The following is a 21,552-nucleotide window of genomic DNA, read 5'->3' as shown; positions in this document are numbered from 1 at the left end:
AAGACATGGACGTCCAAGGCGCGCAGCCCGCGCGCGCCCCAGACGTCCACCACTCCACGAATGCCCGTCCAGGCACTCGGCCTACTTGCAGTTCGCCGGCTCGTTGCAGGAGTACGTCACGGAGAGCGACTGGCGGAAGCCATCCGTGCGGCTCGGGCCGACCGGCACGCACTCAGGAATCGTCAGCTCGGAGCGGTTGCAGGCCCCCGCCGGGCACTTCACGAGGAGCGCCGCGTTGAGCTGCGACAGGGCCTGCTGGAAGGCCAGGCCGCACGTGGTCGCCTGGGCGGCGCGCGCGGTCGTGTACCGCGTGGTGCCGCAGGTACACGCGGGCGGGCAGTAGGTGCGCGCACCGTCACACTCCACCCAGCCACCGTTGTCCGCGCCGGAGGTGCACACGCCGCTCGCGGACGAGCACGTCACGCGCACCCCGTTCGCACAGTCCTGGAACACGTCACAGGACAGCGCGGACTCGGACGTGCCGAGCGCGGCGTCCTCGCCCTCCACGCCGCCCGCGCACGCGGACAGCGCCAGGACCATGACCGCCAACACACCTCGCATCGCACCGCTCTTGAGTGGGTTCATCCCATGAAGACTAGAACTCACAGCGAAACGCGCAAACGCGGACATTTCACTACAGACTGGCGGGGGGCTTCACGCCACCGCTCTCGATGGCCTTGGCCGCCAGTCGTCCCAACACTGCGACGGCGAAGATGAGGCCGGCGAAGCGCTCGTCCTTCGTGTAGCCGCGCTTGAAGCGCGCGTAGATCTGCTGGGCAATCACCGCGACCTTGAACAGCGCGAGCACGAAGTAGAACGAGAGGTGGTGCACGCGGCGCCCGCTCTTCTCTTCGTAGCGAGCCACCAACTCCTCGCGGCTGAGGTTGCCGGGCTGGGACGTCAGGCCAATGCCCAACGAGCGCAGCACCTCCGGGTCATTGGGCTCAATCCAATACGCCAGCGCCATGCCCAGGTCCGACAGCGGATCCGCCACCGTGGCCATCTCCCAGTCGAGCACCGCGCGGATGCGCGAGAGGTCGTCGGGGTCCAACACCAGGTTGTCGTATTTGTAGTCGTTGTGGATGAACGTGGCGCCCGCGCCCGTGTCCGGCGGGAGGTTCGCCGCGAGCCACGTCGCCACCTCCTCCATCTCCGGCAAATCATCCGTCTTCGACTTCTGGTAGCGCTCGGTCCAGCCCTGCACCTGCCGCCCCAGATAGCCCTCGGGCTTGCCGAGCGAGGCCAACCCGGAGGCCTGAAGGTCCACCGCGTGCAGCGCCACGAGGTTGTCCACGAAGGACTCGGACAGGCGGCGGTAGTCCGCTTCGCCCAGCGACAGGCCCTTGGGGGGACGGCCTCGGAGGATGACGCCGCGCACGCGCTCCATCACGTAGAAGGGCGCGCCGAGCGGAGAGCCGTCCTCGGGACAGAACACCAGCGGCTTGGGCACGCGCGGGAATACGGGCATCAAGTGGGACAGGATGCGGTACTCGCGCTCCATGTCGTGCCCGGCCTTGATGTTCTTCGCGCCGAAGGGCGGACGGCGCAGGACCATCTCGCGCTCGCCCACGCGCAAGAGGTACGTGAGATTCGAGTGGCCGCCGGGGAACTGCTCCACCCCGAGCGGGCCGCTCAGCTCCGGCAGCTTCTCCTTGAGGAAGCGCTCCAGCCACGCCGCGTCGAGCTCCTCGCCCTGCCGCACCTCGCGCGTCTTGTCCTGCCATTCCGCCGTCATCGCCGCTGTCCTCCGTCGCGTGGCGCCGCGGCCACGCCTGGAAATGGTCGCCGCGCCGGGCAGCTGCGTCAGCGCAACGTGCGGGCCTCGCCCGTCAGATGAGCCACGTCATTGAAGCCCTGGAGCGACAGCCGATCCCCCGCGAAGAGGAAGTCCGTGCAGGACACGTTGCGCACGGACAGGCTCAGCGTGAAGACGCGCTCGCCCGTCGCGCCCAGCGACCATCCCGTGGCCACCGCCGTGGGCCCCGCCGAGGTGAACGCCGCCACCGTGGCGCCTCGCCCCGCGTCGCGCAGGATGCGCAGGAGCGCGCCCTCCACTCGCGCGACAAACTCGCCCCAGCGCTCCACCGAGGCGTGGGTCAGCTCATCCCGCGCCCACCCCAGGCCCAGCGGCTCCAACAGGCGGAACAACAGCCGCTCACCGTCGTCGCCTTCGGCGCGCTGCTCCAGCAGGGCGCGTGCGCGCGCATCGCGCTGAGCCAGCTCCGGCAGCAGCACGCGGAAGAGGCGCTCCGCGGGGTACTCGTCCAGGCCGGGCAGCTCCACCGGCGTGGGGAAGGACAGGCCCGCCTCGCGATACGCGGTGCCCACCGCGTCGCACGTCTGGTGGTGTCGCCGCGCGGGACCCACGAAGACGTGGGTGAGCGCGCGGCGCTCGGCGGCCCAGACACGGCCGAGCTGCGCGGCCTGTTCGTGTCCCAGCGGGGACAACCGGTCCCTGTCCTCCAACGGGCCGGTCGTTTGCCCGTGGCGAACGATGGTGAGCTGGCTCACGCGACACCTCCCGTCATGCGCACGGAAGCGGGCCTATCACGTCCGAGCACCGCTCACACGGCCGACGCGCCCGCCCGCGCGCCCTGCCCGTCCAGGAAGGGAAGCAGCACCGCGTTCACGAGCGCGGGCTCCTCCACCGTGGAGGAGTGTCCACCACGCGGCAGTCGCACCAACCGCGAGCCCGCGATGCCCGCGTGAATGGCTTCAGCCTTCGCCGGCACGGTGGCCATGTCCTCCTCGCCCACGACAACCAGCGTGGGCACGCGGATGCGCGCGAGTTCATCCAGCACACCCGCGCGATAGATGACGCCGTTGACGGCGCGCCAGATGTCGCAGCGGTTGCCCACGAGCCGCGAGCGCCACAGCGCGCGGTCCGCCTCGCGCTCCGGCGCGGTGAGGAACGTGCGGCCGAACATGATGCGCATCACCACGCCGGCCACGGGCCGCAGGCCCACGAAGCGCGCGATGAGGTTGAGCAGCTTGTAGCGGGGCGCGTTCTCCGGAGGCTCGATGTCCGCGCTCGTCTCCAGCAGCGTGAGGGAGCGCAGCAGGTCCGGCCGGCGCGACGCCAACCGCATCCCCACGAAGCCGCCCATGGACAGCCCGACGAAGTGGCAGGGCCCCACGCCGAGCTGCTCGATGAGCGCCACCGCGTCCGCGTACACGGTCTCCATGTCGATGACGTCCGTGGCCGGCACCGCGCTCTGGCCCTGTCCACGGTGGTCATACGCGATGCAGCGGTAGCGCGAGCGCAGCGCCTCCACCTGCGGATCAAACAGCCGCGTGCTCCACAACAGGCCGTGGCTGAAGACGACGGGCTCGCCCGTGCCCCCGGTGTCCTCGTAGTAGAGCGTGGTCCCATTCACAGACAGCATCGGCATGGTGAGTCCCCCGAAAGTCCCAGCCTAGCGCGCCGCGCGCGGAGGGGGTCGAGCCCGGAGGAAGGGAGTGTCAGAGTGGGCGCTCGGGAGCGGGCGGCGGGACGAAGCCCGGACGAGGGACACGCGATGAAACGCTCGGAGCTGGTGGCGCTGGTGGACATGGACGGGACGCTCTGTGACTACGAGGGCGCCATGCAGCGCGACCTGGAGCGGCTGCGCTCACCCGCCGAGCCGGTGCCCTCCCCCGCCGACGCGGATGCGCCGTGGCTGCGCGCGCGCCGAGACCTCATCCGGAGCCAACCCGGATGGTGGGCCCGGCTGGAGCCGCGCAAGCTCGGCTTCGACGTGCTGGAGCTGCTGCGCGCCCTGGAGTTCGAGGTGCACATCCTCACCAAGGGCCCCACGGCCTCGCACGCCCCCGCGTGGTCCGAGAAGCTCCAGTGGTGTCAGCAGTACGTCCCCGACACGCGCGTCACCGTCACCATGGACAAGGGGCTCGTCTACGGGAAGGTGCTCGTGGACGACTGGCCCGAGTACATCCTCCGCTGGCTCACCTGGCGCCCGCGCGGGCTCGTCATCGTCCCGGCCAACCCCTGGAACGAGGGCTTCTCCCACCCCAACGCCATCCGCTACGACGGCACCAACCTGGACGCCGTCCGGGAGCGCCTGCGCGCCGTCAAGGCCGCCGCGGCGACCACCCCCGCCGCTCCCCTGGAATAGCAGCGGACACAGGACTTCACGGGAGGGCGGCTTGTGCTGGAGCTGCGTCCGGGGGAGCATGGCGCCACCTTCGGATGCGCCCCTCTCGTCCTGTCCTGCTCTCCCTCGCGGCCCTCGTTGCAGTCGGGGCGGCCGTGGGAATCGTGACCTCGCAGCGCGCGTCCCCGTCCGCGCCGCCGCCCGCCGTGTCGCCGCCGCCCGCGCCCGTCGCGGCGGCCGTGCCGGACGCGGGGACCGTCACTGCCGCCGTCGCGCCCGAGAAGCCCGGGGCGAGCGCGCTGCCGCCGGCGAATGCCTTCGCGGGCTCGGCCGTGTGCGCGGACTGCCACGAGGACGAGCACACCGCGTGGCACAAGGACTGGCACGCGCGCGCCCTGTCCCCCGCCACGAAGGAGTACGTGGTCGGCACCTTCGCCAACGCCCACTTCAAGGGCGAGTCGAGCGAGGCGTGGATGCACCACGACGGCGCGCAGTACCTGATGCGCACACAGGGCCGCGACGGACAGCTCGGGGAGTGGCCCGTGCAGTGGCTCGTGGGCGGCAAGCGCATGCAGGACCCCGTCACGGTGCTGAGCGACGGCCGCTGGCAGGTGCTGCCCATCTACTTCCACGTCACGGGCAAGGGCGCGTGGGTGGACTACTCGGAGGCCAAGCAGGGCGCGCTGACGCCGGACCATCCCTTCTTCTGGGCCAACTTCGCGCGCAGCGCCCAGCACGCGTGCCTGGACTGCCACGTCACCGGATTGGACGCGCGCTACGACCGCGCCAATCACCAGTGGAGCACGCGCTTCATCGACCCGGGCGTCGCGTGTGAGTCCTGCCACGGCCCCGGCGCGCGCCATGCGGAGACGCAGGACCCCGCGGACATCGTCCAGCCGCGCAAGCTGGCCAAGGACGCGCAGCTCGCCGTGTGCACGCAGTGCCATGGGCCGCGCCGCACGCTCTTCCCCATGCTCGACGCGGCCCACCGCTTCCAGCCCGGCCAGCGCTACGAGGACCACTATCAGCCCATGGTGCTGATGGTGGGCGGAGAGCGCTCGGGGGACTTCTTCTCCGATGGTCGGCCCAGCACCTCCAGCTTCGAGTACCAGGCGCTCATCCAGTCGCGCTGCCACACCCAGGGCGGCGCCACCTGCCTGACGTGCCACACCGCGCCGCACGAGCCCCATGCGGCGGACGAACTCCAGAAGCCCAAGGTCAAGGCCGCGTCCGTGGGCGCCGCCACCTGCCAGGGCTGCCACGCGGACATCGTCGCCGAGGGCGCCAAGCACACGCACCACCAGGCCGCCGCCGCGCAGGACTGCATCGCGTGCCACATGCCGTCCGTCGTCTCGGGCGTGCTGGACAAGTTCGCGGACCACGCCATCGACGTGCCCGCGCCGCAGAACACCGCGCGCCACGACATCCCCAACGCGTGCGGCACCTGCCACGCGAAGCAGTCCCCCGAGTCGCTGGGCCAGTCGCTGGCGAAGTGGTGGCCCCAGGCCGAGCAGCGCCAGCAGCGCCGCCTGCGCCTCGCCGACGCGTTCGACGAGAAGGGCGCCGAGGGAAGTGCCCCCGCGCTGGAGGCCGTGCTGCGCGACACCTCGGAGGCGCCCTCGCTGCGAGGCGCCGCCGCGGAGCTGCTCTCGCGCCGTTTCAAGAAGGCCGCCATCCCCACCCTGCGCGCCGTGTTGAAGGACAGCACGGATGACCTCCTGCGCTGCAACCTCATCGACGGGCTGGCCAGCGTGGGCGCGAAGGAAGCGGCGGATGACCTGCTGCCGCTCTTGAACGACCGCTCGCTGTGGGTGCGGCAGACGGCGGCCATCACCCTGGGCAGCTTCGGCGACGTGCGCGCCTTGCCCGCGCTCCAGGCGCTGGCGACGCAGCCCGAGACGAGCGGGCTCGTGCAGCCCCACGTCCTGCTCGGCCAGCTCGCCATCCGTCGGCGCGACGCGGCCACCGCCACGCGCGAGTTCGAGCGGGCGCTGGACCTCCAGCCCTACAACGCGGAGGTGCTGGTGCGCCTGGCGGACCTGTACGTCGTCCAGGGAAACCCCACGCACGGCAAGGAGCTGCTGGAAGAGGCGCTGCGGTTCGATCCGCAGAGCCGCGGCGCCAAGCAGCGCCTGTCCATGCTCCAGTCGGGCCGCTGAGCGACTTCAACGCGCGACGCGCGCGCACCATTCACTGGTGAGCAGCCACCCGCCTCGCTGTGTTGGCCAGCGGGACCGCGACGCGGCGGGCAGTGGCACCGCGCGGCGATGACTCCTACCTGGGAGGGCATCGCCTATGACGCCCCTCCTGCTCGCAGCCTGGCTGTCGCGCGCTGGACTCATTGTCGCGCTGCCGCCCCCGGTCACCCCGGGCCCCGAGCGCCCGGTGCAGTCCTCCGCCCAGACGGTGCCGCCCTCGGAGCCCGCGCGCCCGCCCGGGCCACCTCACACGCCCTCGCCCGAGGACGTGCCGGAGGTCCCGCCGCCCTTCAAACCCCAGGTGTCGGATCCGCTGCTGACACCGGTGCCCCCCGCGCCCCTCCAGGTGAAGACCTGGAGCGAGGCGTTGGATTTGTTACGCCAGCGCTCCACGGACCTGCGCGGCGCGCTGGCGCAAGTGGAGGTGGCCGCGGGCCAGTGGCGCATCGCGCTCGCCAACCTGCTGCCCACCATCAACGGCACCATCGCCACGCAGCTCCCCAAGGACTCCAGCCTGATTGGCGGCGGCATCAGCGGCGGCATCAGCGGGGGCGGCAGCGGCGTGGAGGGCTCGAACACCGGCGCCAAGCGCCCCACCCAGCCGCTCGTGGTGGGGCTGCTCACCGGCTCCATGCCGCTGGTGGACATGGCGAGCATCTACGGCGTGGGCACCGCGAAGGAGTCGCGCCGCACCGCCACGCTGTCCCTCGCGGAGACGAAGCGGCAGCTCACGCTGGGACTCGCCCAGGCGCTGGTGGCGGCCTCGTCCGCCGAGCGGCTGGCGGAGGTGAACCGCGTCAACCTGCGCACGGCGCTGGAGCGGGAGTCGCTGGCGCAGCGCCGCTTCGACCTGGGCGCCGGCACGCGGCTGGACGTGGTGCGCGTGGCGCAGGACACGGAGATCGCCCGCACGGCGGTGGTGACGGGGGACGAGGACCTGCGCAAGGCGCGCGAGTCGCTCGGGCTGGTGCTGGGCATCGCCGCGCAAGTGGGCCCGGCCAACGGCGTGGGGCTGGAGCAACTGCTGGACCAGAACCACCACGACTGTCGGGCCCTGAGTGACGTGAACGAGCGCACGGACCTCGAGGTGGCGCGCTCGCGCCTCAAGGTGGCCGAGCGCGCGGTGACGGGAGTGAAGTGGAAGTACGCGCCCACGCTGGACCTGTCCGCCACGGCGGTGGCCATCACCGTGGACCCGGGCTTCGCGGAGGTGCCGGCCTGGGGCGTGGGCGTGTCCCTCAACCTCCCCTTCTGGGATGGCGGCGCGCGCGAGGGCAGCCTGCGGCAGACGCGCGCGCAAGCGGAGCAGGCGCGCCAGGACGTGGTGTCCCAGGAGCGCTCGGTCTCGGTGGAGGTGGTGCGGGCGCGCCGCCAGGTGGAGGTGGCGAAGTCCACGCGCGACATCGCGGCCCGCGAGCGCGCCCTGGCGGAAGAGAGCGACCGGCTCACCCGCCGCAGCTTCGAGGTGGGCACGGGGACGAGCCTCGAGCTGGTGCAGTCCGCCGGAGACCTGCGACGCGCCGAGCTGGAGCTGGTGGTGCGCGAGTTCCAGTACCAGCAAGCACAAGTGGACGCGTTCCTCGCGGAGGCAGCATGCGATTGGTGAGCGGCTGGGGGCGATGGGGCATGGTGCTGGCCCTCGTGGCGGGGTGCCACGACAAGGACGCGAGCAAGCAGCAGGGCGCGGCGGCGGGCAAGGCGCTCCCCGTGCAGGTGCTGTCGGTGAAGCCGGGCCCGGTGCTCGACTCCGTCGAGTACGTGGGCACGCTCATCTCCCGGCGCAGCATCACCGTCTTCCCGCAGGTGGCCGGCTACGTCGAGACCATCCCCGTGCGCCCCGGGGACACGGTGAAGCAAGGCCAGGTGCTCCTGGTGGTGGATCCGCGGCAGGTGAAGGCCAACCTGCGCGCCATCGAGGCCCAGCGCGCGTCCGCCATCGCCAACCGCGAGTACGCGCGCCGCACGCGCCAGCGCAGCGAGCAGCTCCTCAAGGAGGGCCTCACCAGCCGCCAGGACTATGACCAGGCCGTGGCGCAGGCCGAGCAGGCCGAGGCCCAGGCCCGCTCCTCCGAGGCGCAGATTCAAGCCCAGCAGGTGCAACTGGGTTTCTACAACGTGAGCGCGCCCTTCTCGGGCACGGTGGGCGACATCCCGGTGAAGATTGGCGACTACGTCACGCCGCAGTCGGTGCTGACGCGGGTGGACCAGAGCCTGGCGCTGGAGCTGTCGGTGCAGGTGCCGGTGGAGCGCGCCGCCCACGTGGAGGTGGGCAAGACGCCCATGGAGGTGCTGGACGGAGAGGGCAAGCCGGTGGTGCGCGCGCCCGTCTTCTTCGTCGCGCCCACGCCCAACACCGGCACGCAACTGGTGGAGGTGAAGGCCGCCTTCGACAACACGGCCAAGCTGCGCGCGGGCCAGCTCGTGCGCGCGCAGATCATCTACTCCGCGCGCGACGCGCTGAAGATGCCCACCGCCGCGGTCACCCACCAAGGCACCGAGTCCTTCGCCATGGTGGTGGCGCAGGGGGACGGCGGCACCATCGTGAAGCGCACGCCCGTGGACCTGGGCCGCATCCAAGGCAACGACTACGAAATCCTCGGAGGCTTGGACGCGGGCACGCAGGTGGTGGTGAGCAGCCTGCAACTGCTGCGAGACGGCATGCCCATCCAGCCCAAGGAAGCGCCCCCACCATCCGAGCGAACCGGAACCGGCGGCGGCGCGGACGCGGGTCAGTGAGGGGGACGCATGTTCACCGACTTCTTCATCAACCGCCCCGTCTTCGCCAGCGTGCTCTCCATCCTCATCACGCTGGTGGGAGCCATCTCCATCCCCGCGCTGTCCATCGAGCAATACCCCGACCTGGCGCTGCCCCAGGTGCAGGTGACGGCCACGTACATCGGCGCGGCGGCGGAGACGGTGGAGAGCGCCGTCACCACCGTGCTGGAGCGCCAGCTCAACGGCGTGGAGGGCATGCGCTACATGTCCTCGTCCAGCACCAACGACGGCGCCAGCAGCATCATCGTCACGTTCGATCCGGAGCGGAACATCGACCTGGCCGCGGTGGACGTGCAGAACCGCGTATCCACGGCGACGCCGCAGTTGCCCGCGGCCGTCAACTCGCTGGGCGTCACGGTGGCCAAGGCGCAGACGCAGCTGCTCATGGCCTTCGGCATCTATGACAAGAACGGCCGCTACGACACGGAGTTCCTCAGCAACTACGCGGACGTCTACATCCGCGACGCGCTCTTGCGCGTGAAGGGCGTGGGCGACGTGCGCATCTTCGGCGAGCGCCGACTGGCCATGCGCCTGTGGCTGGACCCCACCCAGCTGGCGCGGCGCAAGCTGACCGCGTCGGACGTGGTGGCGGCGCTGCGCGAGCAGAACGTGCAGGTGGGCGGCGGCAAGGTGGGCCAACCCCCCGCCCCCGAGGGCCAGACGTACCAGCTCACCTTGCGCGTGGCGGGACAGCTCACCTCGGCGGAGCAGTTCGGCGAGCTGGTGGTGCAGCGCGGCCAGGACGGCTCGCTGGTGCGCTTGAAGGACGTGGGCCGCGCGGAGCTGGGCGCGGAGAACTACCAGCAGCTCTTGCGCTTCAACGGCCAGGAGGCGGTGGGCCTGGGCATCTTCCAGCTCCCCGGCTCCAACGCGCTCCAGGTGCGCGACGGCGTGGTGAAGGAGCTGGAGCGGCTGAAGGCGACCTTCCCGCCCGGGCTCACGTACCAGGCCGCCTTTGACACCACGCTCGCGGTGCAGGCCTCCATCGAGGAGGTGGTCAAGGCGCTGTGCGAGGCCATCGCGCTGGTGGTGCTCGTCATCTTCATCTTCCTGCATGGCTGGCGCAGCGTGCTGGTGGCCGTGACGACGCTGCCGGTGTCGCTGGTGGGCACCTTCGCGTTCGTGAACGTGTTCGGGTTCTCGCTCAACACGCTGACCCTCCTGGGCCTCACGCTGGCCACGGGCCTCGTGGTGGATGACGCCATCGTCGTCATCGAGAACGTCGAGCGCGTGATGGGCGTGGACAACGTGGGCCCGCGCGAGGCCACGCACCGAGGCATGCGCCAGGTGGCCGGCGTGGTGGTGGCCACGGCGCTGGTGCTGTCCGCCGTGTTCGTCCCCGTGTCCTTCTTCCCCGGCACCACGGGCGCCATCTACAAGCAGTTCGCCCTCACCATCGCCTTCTCCATCAGCCTCTCCGCGCTGGTGGCCCTCACCCTCTCCCCCGCGCTGTGCGCGCGGCTCCTGCGCCCGCACGAGGGGCAGAAGGTGAAGCTGGCGCGCCAGTTCGACGCGGCGCTCATGCGCTTCCAGCGCGGCTACGGCAAGCTCTTGGGGCTGCTGCTGGGCAAGTGGCGCTGGCCCGTGGTGGGCGTCTTCCTCCTCCTCATCTTCGCCACGGGCTTCCTGTACGCGCGCACGCCCAGCGGCTTCATCCCGGACGAGGACCAGGGCTACATCATCGTCGCGGTGCAGGGCCCGGAGGGCACGTCGCTCGACTACACGCGACAGGTGCTGCTGCAGACGGAGGCCGTGCTGAAGAAGGAGCCGGAGGTCGCGGACATCTTCACCGTGGGCGGCTTCTCGCTGCTGGGCACGGGCTCCAACTACGGCACCCTCTTCGTCAACCTCCACCCGTGGGAGGACCGCAAGAAGAAGAGCCAGAGCGTCTCCGGGTTGATTGACCGGCTCCGCATGCCGCTGCTCGCCATCGGCGGCGCGCGCGTGCTGCCCTTCCAGCCTCCCGCCATCCGCGGCGTGGGCAGCGTGGGCGGCTTCGAGTTCGTGCTGGAGGATCAGCTCGGCGGGCGCTCGCTCGACGAGCTGGCCCAGGCGACCCAGACGCTGGTGGGCCGCGCCTCGCAGGACAAGCAGCTCACGGGCATCTTCTCGTCGTACACCGCGAACACGCCGCTGCTGGACGTGAAGGTGGACCGCGAGAAGGCCAAGTCGCTGGGCGTGCCGCTGGACTCCCTCTTCTCCACGCTCCAGGTCTATCTGGGCAGCCAGTACGTCAACGACTTCACCTTCGCCAACCGCGTGTACCGGGTGTACGTGCAGGCGGCCATGCCGTTCCGCAGCGAGCCCCGGGACATCGGCTCCTTCTACGTGCGCGCGCAGTCCGGACAGATGGTGCCGCTGGAGGCGCTGGTGAAGGTGACGCCCGTCACGAGCGCGCAGAACATCTCGCACTACAACCTGTTCCGCTCGGCCACCATCAACGGCCAGGGCGCGCCCGGCGTCAGCACCGGCACGGCCCTCACGCAGATGGAGTCCGTGGCCCAGCAGGCCCTGCCCGCCGGCTACTCGTTTGAGTGGACGGGCCTGTCCGCCGAGCAAAAGGCGGCGGGTGGCAAGGTCCTCATCATCTTCGCGCTGGGCATCGTCTTCGTGTTCCTGGTGCTGTCCGCGCAGTACGAGAGCTTCTCCCTGCCCTTCGTGGTGATGCTCGCGGTGCCCGTGGCCATCCTGGGTGCGCTGCTCTTGCAGAACGCGCGTTCTCTGGTGAACGACGTCTTCTGCCAGGTGGGGCTGGTGATGCTGGTGGGCCTGGCCAGCAAGAACGCCATCCTCATCGTCGAGTTCGGTGAGCAACTGCGCGCGCAGGGGCAGGGCGTGGTGGAGTCCGCCGTCAACGCCGCCGAGACGCGCCTGCGGCCCATCCTGATGACGTCCTTCGCGTTCCTCTTCGGCGTGGTGCCGCTCATGGTGGCCTCGGGGGCGGGCGCGGCGTCGCGCAAGTCGATGGGCACCGCGGTGTTCGGTGGAATGCTCTTCTCCACCTTCGTCAACCTCATCTTCATCCCGGTGCTGTACGCCATCGTCGAGGGCGCCCGCTCTCGCCTGCTCAAGCGCCGCGAGCACGCCGGCCCCGGAGAGGGCTCGCCGCCCGCCGAGCCGCCTCGCCCGCAGCCTGTGTAACGCGCCGAGCTCCCAGAGAAGACCCGCCGTGCTGTTCGCGGCGGCGAAGGGGTTGGCTAATCTCGCGGCCCCTCATGGACACTCTCCCCTCTCTGTCCGAAACGCGGCAGCGCCTGTTCGCCCTGAAGCAAGCGGGCCCGCTGCGCTACACCAGCAACTCCGTCCTCCTCCAGCTCCTGGAGTCCGCGCAGGAACTCACGTGGGAGGAAGGCCACCAGGTCTGCCAGGAGGGCCAGCCCTTCGAGGGCTTCTTCCTCCTGCGCGACGGCGTGCTGGAGGCGCGGCGCGACGGGCTGGTGCTCCTCCAACTACGGCCGGGCCAGGTGCTGGGCGTCGAGTCGGTGGTGCGCGGCATCGCGTCCGCCACGGTGACGGCGCTCGCCCGTTCACGCGCGCTGTTCTTCCCGCGCGAGGCGGTGCTGAGCCTCGCGGAGGCCCGGGCCGGACTGCGCCAGGACCTCGGGTTGGACCTGCTCGGGAACGACGGGGGACGACAGCACGCGGTGGACCAGCGCGCGGAGGTGGTCGCGTTCTCCACCGCGCCCGAGCTGCGCGGCGTGCCCTTGTCGCTGCTGGTGGGCCTGCTGGCCAAGGTGCAGGTGCGCGACTTCGGAGACCGGGTGCTCCTCCTGAAGCAGGGCACCCCGGCCGCCATGCCCGTCCTCGGCGCGGACGGCGTCTACTACGCGACAGTTCCCACGGACGTGACGGAGCAGCAGGTGCGTGAGTTCGTGCTGTCGCACAGCGGCGAGGCGCGCTTCGACTACGTGTTCCTGGACGGCTTCGAGCCACCGGGGCTGGAGCAGGACAAGACGGTGCGGCTGGTGGATCGCCCGCCCCCCACCCAGGTGCCCACGGCGCGGGTGCTCCCGCTGCTGCGCTCCGTGGCGCACCGCACGCTGCCCACGGTGCTCATCCACCCGAGGCGCCCACCCGAGGAGCAGGAGCTGTGCGGCCGTCAGCTCCGCAACGACGGGGACGCGGGGCGCGAGCCCGACTCGCTGGCGCCCGTCTGGGTGCGGCTGGACTGGGACGAACTGGAACGCAAGGCGCCCGTGGGCGACGCGCCGCTGGAGGCCCTGGGGCTGAACGCGGGGACGTTGGACAGCCTGGCGCGCTGGGCGCGAGCGGTGACGCACCGGCGCGTGGGCGTGGCGCTGAGCGGTGGCGGCGTATGGGGCTTCTACCACGTGCACGTGCTGCGCTGGATGGTGCAGCGAGGCATCCCCATCGACATGGTGAGCAGCGCCAGCATGGGCTCGGCGGTAGGCGGCTACTTCTGCGGCACCGCGCTGGATGGGGCGGATGGGCTCGGCGGTCTGGACCTGCTGGTGGAGCAGGCCATGAGTCGCCGCATCACGGTGGCGGCGCTGGCCTCGGTCATCAGCACCTGGGCGCTGCAGTGGCGCGTGGAGCGAGACCTGGGGAACGTGGCGTTGGGCTCCTTGACGACGCGCTTCCTGCCGGTGGCCAGTGACCTGACCACGGGCCTGTGCACGGCGATGGAGGAGGGTCCGCTGGCGCTGGCGGTGCGCGCGAGCAGCTCGGCGCCCGGCATCTGGGCGCCCACGCTGCGCCCCCCCGCGCGCTACGTGGACGGCGCCTTCACGAGCAACGTCCCGGCCGAGGCGCTGCTGCGCGCCGGCGCCGACCTCACCTTCGCGGGCAACATCTTCCCCTTCGGACACAGCTCGCGGCAGCCGCTGCTCCCCGGCACGATTGGCCGCTTCATCGCCGCGCTCAATCCCTTGGAGCGCATGCTGGACCTCGTCGCCAGCGGCGTCCTCCTCCTGCACAACAGCGGGGAGGTCGGCACGCAGCAGGCGGACGTGGGCTACGACATCCTCTCGCGCAACGAGCCGCTGCTGACCGCCATGGAGTTCACGCGCGCGCAGGACATCATCAAGCAGGCGGAGCAAGACCCGTCACTGCAGGCGAAGCTGGAGGCGCTGGCGGACCACTGGGAGAAGCTCAAGCGGCGCAGCAAGCGCCCCGAGGGCGCGGCGGGAAGGAGGGCGGCGTGATTCCGGTCCGCATCCTGGGCACGGGCGGCGTGCTGCCCGGCCGCGCCGTGACGACGGAGGAGGTCTGCGCCCAGGTGGGGCGAGACCCCGAGGAGGTGAAGCGCAAGACGGGCATCCACGTGCGCTACCACTCGCCGCCCGGCACGCAGGCCTCTGATTTGGCCGCGCAGGCGCTGGAGAAGGCGCTGGAGCGCGCCGAGCTTCCGGCGCGAGCGCTGCGGCGGATCATCTACGTGAGCAGCATTGGCGGAGACGTGACGGCGCCCGCCACCGCGAACCGCATCGCGGCGCGGCTGGGACTCGCGGGCGAGTGCGACGCGATGGACCTCAACAACGCGTGCATGGGCTTCCTCACCGCGTTCGACCTGGCGGCGCGCTCGGTGGCCACGGGGCTGGGGCCGGTGGGCATCGTCTCGGTGGAGCTGAGCACGCGGGCGATGACGCCGGAGGACCCTCGGCCGTACCTCGTGTTCGGAGACGCGGCGGCGGCGGCGGTGCTGGGCGAGGCACGGCCGGGCGAGGGCGTGTTGGGCTCGGCGTTCGGCAACAACGGGACGCTGCCGCCCGACGTGATGATGCAGAACCCGCAGCTCACCGGGCAGCGCGAGTGGATGCGCTTCCTCACGCACAGCAAGGAGATGACGCGGGTGGCGCTGGACGCGGTGCTGACGGCCACGCGGGCGGCGCTGACGCAGGCGCAGATGTCGCTGCGGGACGTGGAGTGGGTGCTGCCGCATCAACCCAACGGGAGCATGTTGGACACGATGCTTCAGGTGCTGGAGGTTCCGGCCGAGCGCAGCATCCGCGTGGTGCACAAGACGGGGAGCGTCGGCTCGGCGTCGCTGGGCACCAGCCTGGATGAGTTGATGCGCTCGGGGCGCGTGCGTCCGGGCGAGCGGGTGTTGCTGGTGGGCGTGGGCGCGGGCGTCTCGTATGGCGCGGTGCTGTACCGGGTGGGCGGGTGAACGCGGCGGGAGGGCTGCCGCTGACGGCGTGGCTGGGCACGTTCGGGATGCTGCGCCGCTATCACCGCTACGAAGTCGTGAACCTGGAGCCGCTGCTGCGGCCGGGCGCGAAGCTCATCGTGGGCTATCACGGACGGCCGCTCGCGCTGGACCTGTGCATGCTGACGGTGACGCTGCACGAGCGACTCGGATATCTGCCGCACGGCATCGCGCACGGTGCGTTCGGCGCGCTGCCAGGGATGCAGCGCGTGGCGGACGGGCTGGGGTTCGTCACCGGGGATGATCCACGGCTGGCGGAGGCAGTGGCGCGAGGCGAGCACGTGCTGGTGCAGCCCGGAGGCACGCGAGAGGGATGCAGGAGTTTCCGGCATCGCTATCGCGTGGACTGGGGCGAGCGAGTGGGCTACCTGCGGCTGGCGCTGCGGTATCGGCTGCCGATTGTTCCAGTGGGGGGCTCGGGGATGGATGACTTCTACGTGGGCTTGAACGACGGGGCTGCGCTGGGCAAGCGCTGGGGCCTGCCGGGGAAGCTGCCGCTGTGGCTGGGCGTGGGCGCGACGGGCCTGTGGCCGCTGGCGCTGCCCTTCCCGGTGAAGGTGACGCAGTGGGTGGGTGAGCCCCTGGAGCGACACCTGGGCACGGGCTTCGACGCGAGCGACCCCGAGGCCCTGCGCGGCATGCATCGCGAAGTGATGGGCGCGGTGCAGACACTGCTGGACCGAGCGCGCGGGGTGGAACGGAACACGAACGAGGAGCGGGTCGCGGTATGAGCGGTCGGGAAGTCGGGGACGGGACGTGGGCGGTCATCCTGGGGGCGTCGTCGGGGACAGGCGCGGCGATCGCGGAGGCGGTGGCGCGGAGGCCGGGCCTGAACGTGTTCGGGGTGCACCGCGGGAGATACGCGGAGCAGGCGGCGGAGGTGGAGCGCCGCGTCCAGGAGCAAGGGCGCGCCGTGGTGTTGCGGCAGGCGGACGCATCCACGCCAGAAGGGGCGGAGGCGGGAGCGGATGCGCTGTTGGCGAGCGCGGGGCCGCGGAGCGTGAAGCTGTTCGTGCACTCCATCGCGGGGGCGTCAGTGGGGCACTTCCTGTCGGAGGGAGAGGACCGACTGCACCCGCGCCGCATCCAGCGCACGTTCGACTGCATGGCGCACTCGTTCGTGTATTGGGCGCAGGCGCTGGTGGCGAGGGACCTGCTGGCTCCGGAGGCACGCCTGTTGGGATTGCAGAACCCGCTGGATGAAACGCACCTGGGAAACACCGGGCTCATCAGCGCGGCGAAGGCTTCGCTGGAGATGTACGTGCGTCACCTGGCGATAGAGCTGGGGCCGAAGGGCCACCGGGTCAACCTGCTCAAGTTCGGGACGGTGATGACACCCGCGCTACGGCACGTGTACTCACCGGAGGCCCTGGCGAGGCTGGAGGAGGCGCACGCGAAGATGAATCCCGCGGGGCGCATCTGCACGGTCGAAGAAGTGGCCCGCTTCGTCACGGTGCTGGCGGGCGAGGACGCCGCCTGGTTCAACGGAGCGACCATCGACTTCAGCGGAGGCATGACGCTGCGCCTGTTGGACCTGCTGCTCAATCCCTGACGTGACCCTCGAGCCAGCGAGTATGTCCACGAGCAATGATTCGAGCAGACACCGGGTAGGCCAATCCGTTCGAGTCACTTCGCTCCCTTCATGGCTCGAACAACTGCCACGGGAATCCAGACAGCTGTTCATCGCCAGCCTGGGAGGCGAGTTCATCGTCGAAGAGATCGAGCCAGATGGCGTCCTGGTCCTCGATGTCCCCGGAGTCGGCGTGCCCCTTCTCGGGGGGCCATCGTCACATCCTCATGGTGGATCCGCGCGACGTAGAGCCGGTTTGACCTGGGCTCTGGCCAAAGGGGCGGCGTCACGCGAGGAGTAGAGAACCGAACACATGCCACGCGGAGGAGCCGAATCCGGCCACGGAACACCGGACTCGCCACAGGATGAATCATCGCGAGACGCATTCAGCCCCTCGGAGCCACCGTGCGCAGACCCCAGCTCATCCATCCACTTTGCGAGCCGTCGGCGTTCCTCTCCAGCTTCCAACGGTCTGTTGATGTGGAGCGTCACGACTTCTCGTCAAATCGGGATACCACTCAGTGGTTCGAGAGACGGATGCAGTACATGGCAGGCAAGGCAAAGCTCCACTGCTACAACAGAGGCGGGGCAAGCTCTTTTGAAGTCATGAATGTCGATCATGTCTTCATCGAGAGCGACGCCTACGACAAATTCCCCCTCATCGCAGTCGAACATGAGAACGGCAGAGTGGGCTCCAAAGCGGGAGAACTGCCAGACCCCAACAGTGGCGAGTACATCGAGTGGGCCATCTGGAAGGCACTGGCGCTGCGAGCCGAACTCGCGGTCGTGGTCGCATATCCCTATTTCGACGAGCGCCAGCGACTCGAATCAGTCGTCGCGAAGATGCTGCGCGGATGGCAACAGCACTTTCAGCGAACGGCCCCCCTTCTCTTCCTCGCCGGATGGTGGGATGGGCGCCGGCCCCAACCGACCGAATCCTCCAAGGCTGACCCCGAACTCTACGAAGTATTGGTGCCCTCGGAGCAAGGGACGCTGAGCAGGAAGGGCTTCATCAGGTAGGGGACGACCTACGTGAGCCGACCGTCCGTTTGAATCACCACGGGGGCCCGCCGTAGGTTCTCTGGAATGCCGCGCGCCGCCTCGACATCCCCGGGTCCTCAGTCGCGACCGACGTGCGGCATCCTGCTCGCGGGACTCCTCGCAGTAGGAAGCGCGAGAGCGTCCGCGCCTCCACCAGAGAAAGTGTCCTTCAGCGGCGGTGTCACGGCCTACGTCCACGCATCCTCCACGCTGAAGTCCAAGACGCCCGGGCGCTATGCCGCGAGGAACGCTTTCGACGGAGACCCCACCACCGCCTGGGTCGAGGGCGCACGAGGCCCCGGAGACGGCGAATCCCTCCTCCTGAAGTTCTCGCTCCCCATCCAACTCGATGGATTCGCCCTGTGGCCGGGATACGCTCGATCGCTGACGACGCTCGTCGACAACGCCATTCCTCAGCGATTGGACCTTCGCGATGCGTCAGAGGACCTCGCCGAGCCGGGGCGGAGCGTGATGTCCATCGAGCTCCGTTACCGACTGAGCGTGGAGAAGGGTCGTGATGGAACGGCGCGCTGTTCGAGCCTGGCGAAGGACTCCATCAATCTGAGCCCGAAGCTCATCGTGCGCACGTCGCAGCCACCGCGCGTTCAGACGCTTCGCCTCGAAATGACGGCGTTGCCGCAGACACTGCATCGGCCCAAGTACTCGGACCAATCGCTCTCCGACTGGATGCCGTTCTTCCACATCGCGGACACGGCGAGCGACGAACTCACCGACGTCCCCTCTCCACTTCCATCCCCTCTGCGTGAAGTGGCTGAACTGCTGCGCCAGAACATGATGCACTGGCCACAGGCTCCCGAAGAGGTTCCACTCGCTCCCGGCGTCACCGTTCCTTCATTGTTCGAACTTGCCCCCCAAGAGCTCCCCACCTGGGCGCGTGACGAGCTTCACCATCAACTCCATCTCCCGGAATCACTCCCCGCGGACAGCCCGGTTTCCCAGCTGGGCAAGCTCATCGCCACCAAGTTCATCGGGCCGGCGGTCACAGTGACGCCACTTCGCACTGGTGAAGTCGTGCTGTTGGGGGAGCCCTATGAGCTTCATCGCGAAGGCACCACCGCTACTCCCAACCCCGAAGCCATCTCGGTCTTCCCCGTGGTGACCCTGGATTCATCATTCCGAATCAAGCGCGTGGAGCTACGAACCTCTGGGCTTCGTGGGGCGGGGTGTGAACAGTCTCTTCCATCCGTAGAACCCTGAGACGGGCTCACTCCTGGGCACTGAGTTCACGGGTCGCCGTCCTCCATCACGAACTGTCCTGACCAAGGCGTGTTGCGCGCATCGCCAAAGAGCTGTCGCAGGGCAGCCATTCGAGCCGCGTCGACCTCGATGAGCGTGTAGGGGAATCGCACCTTGCAGGTGCCCTGAAGATCGCAGGTACGCAAAAAGTCCGCCCGAAACGTCTGCGTCCGCTCACGAAGAAAGTCGCGCTTCTGCTGGAGTATGGGGCGAGTCACTCGCAGGGCCGTGTTTCGCTCGGCCAACTCGGACTCAAGGTTCTGCTTCTTTCGAAGATCCGCATCGCACTCTGCTCTGAGCCCGCGCAATGACGCCTCCCGCTTTCGACGAAGCGCCACCGCCATGGGCTTCTCTCCTTGAGCGGGCACAGCACACAGGGCGGCTTCAAGCACACTGATCGCGGACTGCCGCGACTGAGCATCTTGTTCGGCAGCAGCGATCTCCCCTGGAAGCTCGGCGAGCCGGGCATCATTCAAGGCTGCGGTGGAGGCATCACTCAGCACTTCCCGCCGCGCAGTCAGCTCCCGGATCTCCACATCGAGCTGGCTGAGACGACCCGCCACCTCGGGAGTCTTCGACGATGCGTCCTTGCGAGCAAGTCTCGCCAGGAGCGATGACTCGCTCTCGTTGAGAGGACTGGCCGACTTGCCCGCACGCCCTGAATCGCGCGGAGGACGAGAAGACAGCTCCTGCATCTTCTCCTGCTCTTCATCGGTCAGCGCCAACTCCGCCCGCTCAGCCTGAGCTCTCTGCAAGCGACGATTCAGCGCCTCCGCATCCTTGAGGCAATCCGCCGAGAGCGCCCTCAAGATGAACGCATTTCCAAATCGACTGAGCAGGCTCCGCTCCCCCAGCGTCAGGTCTGCCTCAGACGAAACGCGCCGTCCCGGCCCCGCGACAAGGCGCCTGCAGGACTCCGCGCCGACGCATGAAGGCTCGCGCTCAGAGCAGAGCCATCGCTTGCTGACAGCGCAGAGGCGAATGAGCCCGTTGAACTCATAGAAGTCCGCGAACGTCTGACAGCCCTCGGACCATCCGTTGACCTCCAGTCCATCCCGAGCCTCGCGCCCGTCCAACCTCCAGCCGTCCTCGGACAAAGAAACGGGATGAGCCCGATGAATGTTGGTGCCACGAATCGCGGCCACCACGACCACACGCGTGTCCATGGGGAGCTGAGTTCTCTTCTTGTCGGCCGCCAACTCCAGGAAAGCATCTCGCTCGGGCTCCCCATCAGCCACGGCTGTCCGCTCCACCAACACCAGGGACGCTTGCCCCAAGGCATAGCGACGAACAGCCCCATCGGAGGGCCAGAGCTGGAGAATCGCATTGGGGAGATAGGTCACCTCCCCATGATTTCGCTCGACGAACTCGGGGTTCAGCATCCGCTCGGGCGCCGTGCACAAGTACTTCACGGAGTAGACCCGCGTGCCGGCCTCGATGGCGGGCACGGCCAGCGCCACGGTCGCTCGCGGGAAGCCCTCGGGAGTGCCGGCCTTGTGCAGATAGAACCGGTACGCGTCCGGGTAGTGTCCCACGGGCAAGATGGCTCGCCCCTGCTCCACCCAGCCCTTGTGGTACTGGAAGGTTGGGAGGTGGCCCTTTCGCGCCTCGTTCTCCTCGACCTTCTTCGCGAGCGCCGCCTCCGTGCGCTCCACCCACGACGGATGCGTGCGCTGAACCTCCCGCGCGGCACGCAACTCCCCCAGCCGCTGTTCCACGGCCCGGAGGAACGCATCGAGAGACAGGCGATCTCGCGTCGGCGCGGCAATCTCTCCCACCGCCTCGGGCAATACGGGGGCTGCCGGCACCATTCCCTTCTTCACTTTCGTCAGCAGTGCCGTACGCGCAGCCCGCGCCTCGGCTCGGGCCCGCGTGAGCGCTGGCTCCTCCGCCCCGAGCCGCTTTGCCTTCGCCTCGGCATCCGCGAGCGCGTGCTGATACTTCGCCCGCTGCGCCTCCAAGGCCTCGGGGGAGTCCTCGAAGCCCGGGTCGGTCGTGACGGTGAACAACCCCACGACCCACAATCCCTGCTGGCTGCAGGCCACGGTGCGAAAGCGCCCGTTCGCCGAGCGAGCCATCTCCTCCACGCGCGCAGCCATGTCCGCCCGCAACTCCTCTTCGACCGCGGCCTCGAAAGCGGCTCGCGCTGACGACGGCAAGAGCTGGAAGAAGACCACCATCACGTCATCGAAGCGGTTGCTCAGGGAATCCTCCGAGCGCACGCCCACGAGGTTGAGCTGCAGCGGTGTCGTCGAGAACGTCGCGCCCGCGGTCGTGGGCGAAGCCGCCACCCTCGCGCGCAGCCAACACACCAGACACGGCGCCTTCACACAGCGAGGCTCCTGCACCACGAAGGGCGTGTTGGGCGGCGCGGCGATTTCAACCGCATCCGACACAGCCCGCGCGGGCGCGACGAGGTCCGTCATCGGAGATACCTCCTCGAAGCTCAGG

16 protein-coding genes are annotated in these 21,552 nt (G+C 69.5%); 11 read left to right on the top strand and 5 right to left on the bottom strand.

The features are described from left to right. Positions 1-81: 81 nt before the first annotated feature. The 4 genes from JGU66_29540 to JGU66_29525 all read right to left on the bottom strand — a co-directional run bounded on the left by JGU66_29540 (position 82) and on the right by JGU66_29525 (position 3,392). Positions 82-561, bottom strand: coding sequence for a hypothetical protein (locus JGU66_29540; GenBank protein ID MBJ6764928.1), 480 nt, complete (start codon positions 559-561; stop codon positions 82-84). 73 nt (positions 562-634) lie between these two features. After that, entirely contained in the window at positions 635-1,735 is a 1,101-nt protein-coding gene (locus JGU66_29535) for a phosphotransferase family protein (GenBank protein ID MBJ6764927.1), read from the bottom strand. Between the two features lie 68 nt (positions 1,736-1,803). After that, positions 1,804-2,511, bottom strand: coding sequence for a histidine phosphatase family protein (locus JGU66_29530; GenBank protein ID MBJ6764926.1), 708 nt, complete (start codon positions 2,509-2,511; stop codon positions 1,804-1,806). Positions 2,512-2,564: 53 nt separating this feature from the next. Next, positions 2,565-3,392, bottom strand: a complete 828-nt coding sequence (locus tag JGU66_29525; protein ID MBJ6764925.1) for an alpha/beta fold hydrolase — start codon at positions 3,390-3,392, stop codon at positions 2,565-2,567. Between the two features lie 126 nt (positions 3,393-3,518). Here JGU66_29525 and JGU66_29520 point away from each other — a divergent pair, with 126 nt between their 5' ends. From JGU66_29520 to JGU66_29470, 11 genes are all read left to right on the top strand, one after another. Then, positions 3,519-4,112, top strand: coding sequence for a hypothetical protein (locus JGU66_29520; GenBank protein MBJ6764924.1), 594 nt, complete (start codon positions 3,519-3,521; stop codon positions 4,110-4,112). A gap of 74 nt (positions 4,113-4,186) precedes the next feature. Further along, a complete protein-coding gene (locus tag JGU66_29515) occupies positions 4,187-6,250 on the top strand; it encodes a HEAT repeat domain-containing protein (GenBank protein MBJ6764923.1) in 2,064 nt (687 codons plus the stop codon). Positions 6,251-6,386: 136 nt separating this feature from the next. Further along, positions 6,387-7,895 carry a TolC family protein gene (locus JGU66_29510; protein MBJ6764922.1) on the top strand — a complete coding sequence of 503 codons (1,509 nt, stop codon included), beginning with the start codon at positions 6,387-6,389 and terminating at the stop codon, positions 7,893-7,895. Further along, positions 7,883-9,025, top strand: coding sequence for an efflux RND transporter periplasmic adaptor subunit (locus tag JGU66_29505; GenBank protein MBJ6764921.1), 1,143 nt, complete (start codon positions 7,883-7,885; stop codon positions 9,023-9,025). Before JGU66_29510 ends, JGU66_29505 begins: the two co-directional genes overlap by 13 nt. A gap of 9 nt (positions 9,026-9,034) precedes the next feature. Beyond that, positions 9,035-12,205, top strand: coding sequence for a multidrug efflux RND transporter permease subunit (locus JGU66_29500; GenBank protein ID MBJ6764920.1), 3,171 nt, complete (start codon positions 9,035-9,037; stop codon positions 12,203-12,205). Positions 12,206-12,279: 74 nt separating this feature from the next. After that, a complete protein-coding gene (locus JGU66_29495) occupies positions 12,280-14,229 on the top strand; it encodes a patatin-like phospholipase family protein (GenBank protein ID MBJ6764919.1) in 1,950 nt (649 codons plus the stop codon). After that, positions 14,226-15,194, top strand: a complete 969-nt coding sequence (locus JGU66_29490; protein ID MBJ6764918.1) for a ketoacyl-ACP synthase III — start codon at positions 14,226-14,228, stop codon at positions 15,192-15,194. Before JGU66_29495 ends, JGU66_29490 begins: the two co-directional genes overlap by 4 nt. Beyond that, positions 15,191-15,964, top strand: a complete 774-nt coding sequence (locus tag JGU66_29485; GenBank protein MBJ6764917.1) for an acyltransferase family protein — start codon at positions 15,191-15,193, stop codon at positions 15,962-15,964. Before JGU66_29490 ends, JGU66_29485 begins: the two co-directional genes overlap by 4 nt. Then, the gene (locus JGU66_29480) at positions 15,961-16,785 is read left to right on the top strand and encodes an SDR family oxidoreductase (GenBank protein MBJ6764916.1); all 825 of its coding nucleotides are present in this window, start codon (positions 15,961-15,963) and stop codon (positions 16,783-16,785) included. The genes JGU66_29485 and JGU66_29480 overlap by 4 nt, the downstream gene beginning before the upstream one ends. Positions 16,786-17,340: 555 nt before the next feature. Next, complete coding sequence (locus JGU66_29475; protein MBJ6764915.1) at positions 17,341-17,823, top strand: hypothetical protein; 483 nt, start codon at positions 17,341-17,343, stop codon at positions 17,821-17,823. 492 nt (positions 17,824-18,315) lie between these two features. After that, positions 18,316-19,062 (top strand): hypothetical protein, encoded by a 747-nt coding sequence (locus JGU66_29470; protein MBJ6764914.1) that lies wholly within the window; start codon positions 18,316-18,318, stop codon positions 19,060-19,062. Between the two features lie 26 nt (positions 19,063-19,088). Here JGU66_29470 and JGU66_29465 read toward each other — a convergent pair whose 3' ends face one another. After that, on the bottom strand, positions 19,089-21,527 hold the full coding sequence (locus JGU66_29465; protein MBJ6764913.1) for a hypothetical protein: 2,439 nt from the start codon (positions 21,525-21,527) through the stop codon (positions 19,089-19,091). Positions 21,528-21,552: the final 25 nt, after the last annotated feature.

The organism is Myxococcaceae bacterium JPH2, assembly GCA_016458225.1.
GTDB lineage: Bacteria > Myxococcota > Myxococcia > Myxococcales > Myxococcaceae > Citreicoccus.
The sequence above is the reverse complement of the archived record's forward strand: the minus strand, read 5'-3'. Positions and strand labels throughout refer to the sequence as shown.

Excerpts from the sequence above, each read along its gene's own strand:
- JGU66_29540 (MBJ6764928.1), bottom strand. The coding sequence starts at position 561 with ATGCGAGGTGTGTTGGCGGTCATGGTCCTGGCGCTGTCCGCGTGCGCG.
- JGU66_29535 (MBJ6764927.1), bottom strand. The coding sequence starts at position 1,735 with ATGACGGCGGAATGGCAGGACAAGACGCGCGAGGTGCGGCAGGGCGAG.
- JGU66_29525 (MBJ6764925.1), bottom strand. The coding sequence starts at position 3,392 with ATGCCGATGCTGTCTGTGAATGGGACCACGCTCTACTACGAGGACACC.
- JGU66_29520 (MBJ6764924.1), top strand. The coding sequence starts at position 3,519 with ATGAAACGCTCGGAGCTGGTGGCGCTGGTGGACATGGACGGGACGCTC.
- JGU66_29515 (MBJ6764923.1), top strand. The coding sequence starts at position 4,187 with ATGCGCCCCTCTCGTCCTGTCCTGCTCTCCCTCGCGGCCCTCGTTGCA.
- JGU66_29510 (MBJ6764922.1), top strand. The coding sequence starts at position 6,387 with ATGACGCCCCTCCTGCTCGCAGCCTGGCTGTCGCGCGCTGGACTCATT.
- JGU66_29505 (MBJ6764921.1), top strand. The coding sequence starts at position 7,883 with ATGCGATTGGTGAGCGGCTGGGGGCGATGGGGCATGGTGCTGGCCCTC.
- JGU66_29500 (MBJ6764920.1), top strand. The coding sequence starts at position 9,035 with ATGTTCACCGACTTCTTCATCAACCGCCCCGTCTTCGCCAGCGTGCTC.
- JGU66_29495 (MBJ6764919.1), top strand. The coding sequence starts at position 12,280 with ATGGACACTCTCCCCTCTCTGTCCGAAACGCGGCAGCGCCTGTTCGCC.
- JGU66_29480 (MBJ6764916.1), top strand. The coding sequence starts at position 15,961 with ATGAGCGGTCGGGAAGTCGGGGACGGGACGTGGGCGGTCATCCTGGGG.
- JGU66_29475 (MBJ6764915.1), top strand. The coding sequence starts at position 17,341 with ATGCAGTACATGGCAGGCAAGGCAAAGCTCCACTGCTACAACAGAGGC.
- JGU66_29470 (MBJ6764914.1), top strand. The coding sequence starts at position 18,316 with ATGTCCATCGAGCTCCGTTACCGACTGAGCGTGGAGAAGGGTCGTGAT.
- JGU66_29465 (MBJ6764913.1), bottom strand. The coding sequence starts at position 21,527 with ATGACGGACCTCGTCGCGCCCGCGCGGGCTGTGTCGGATGCGGTTGAA.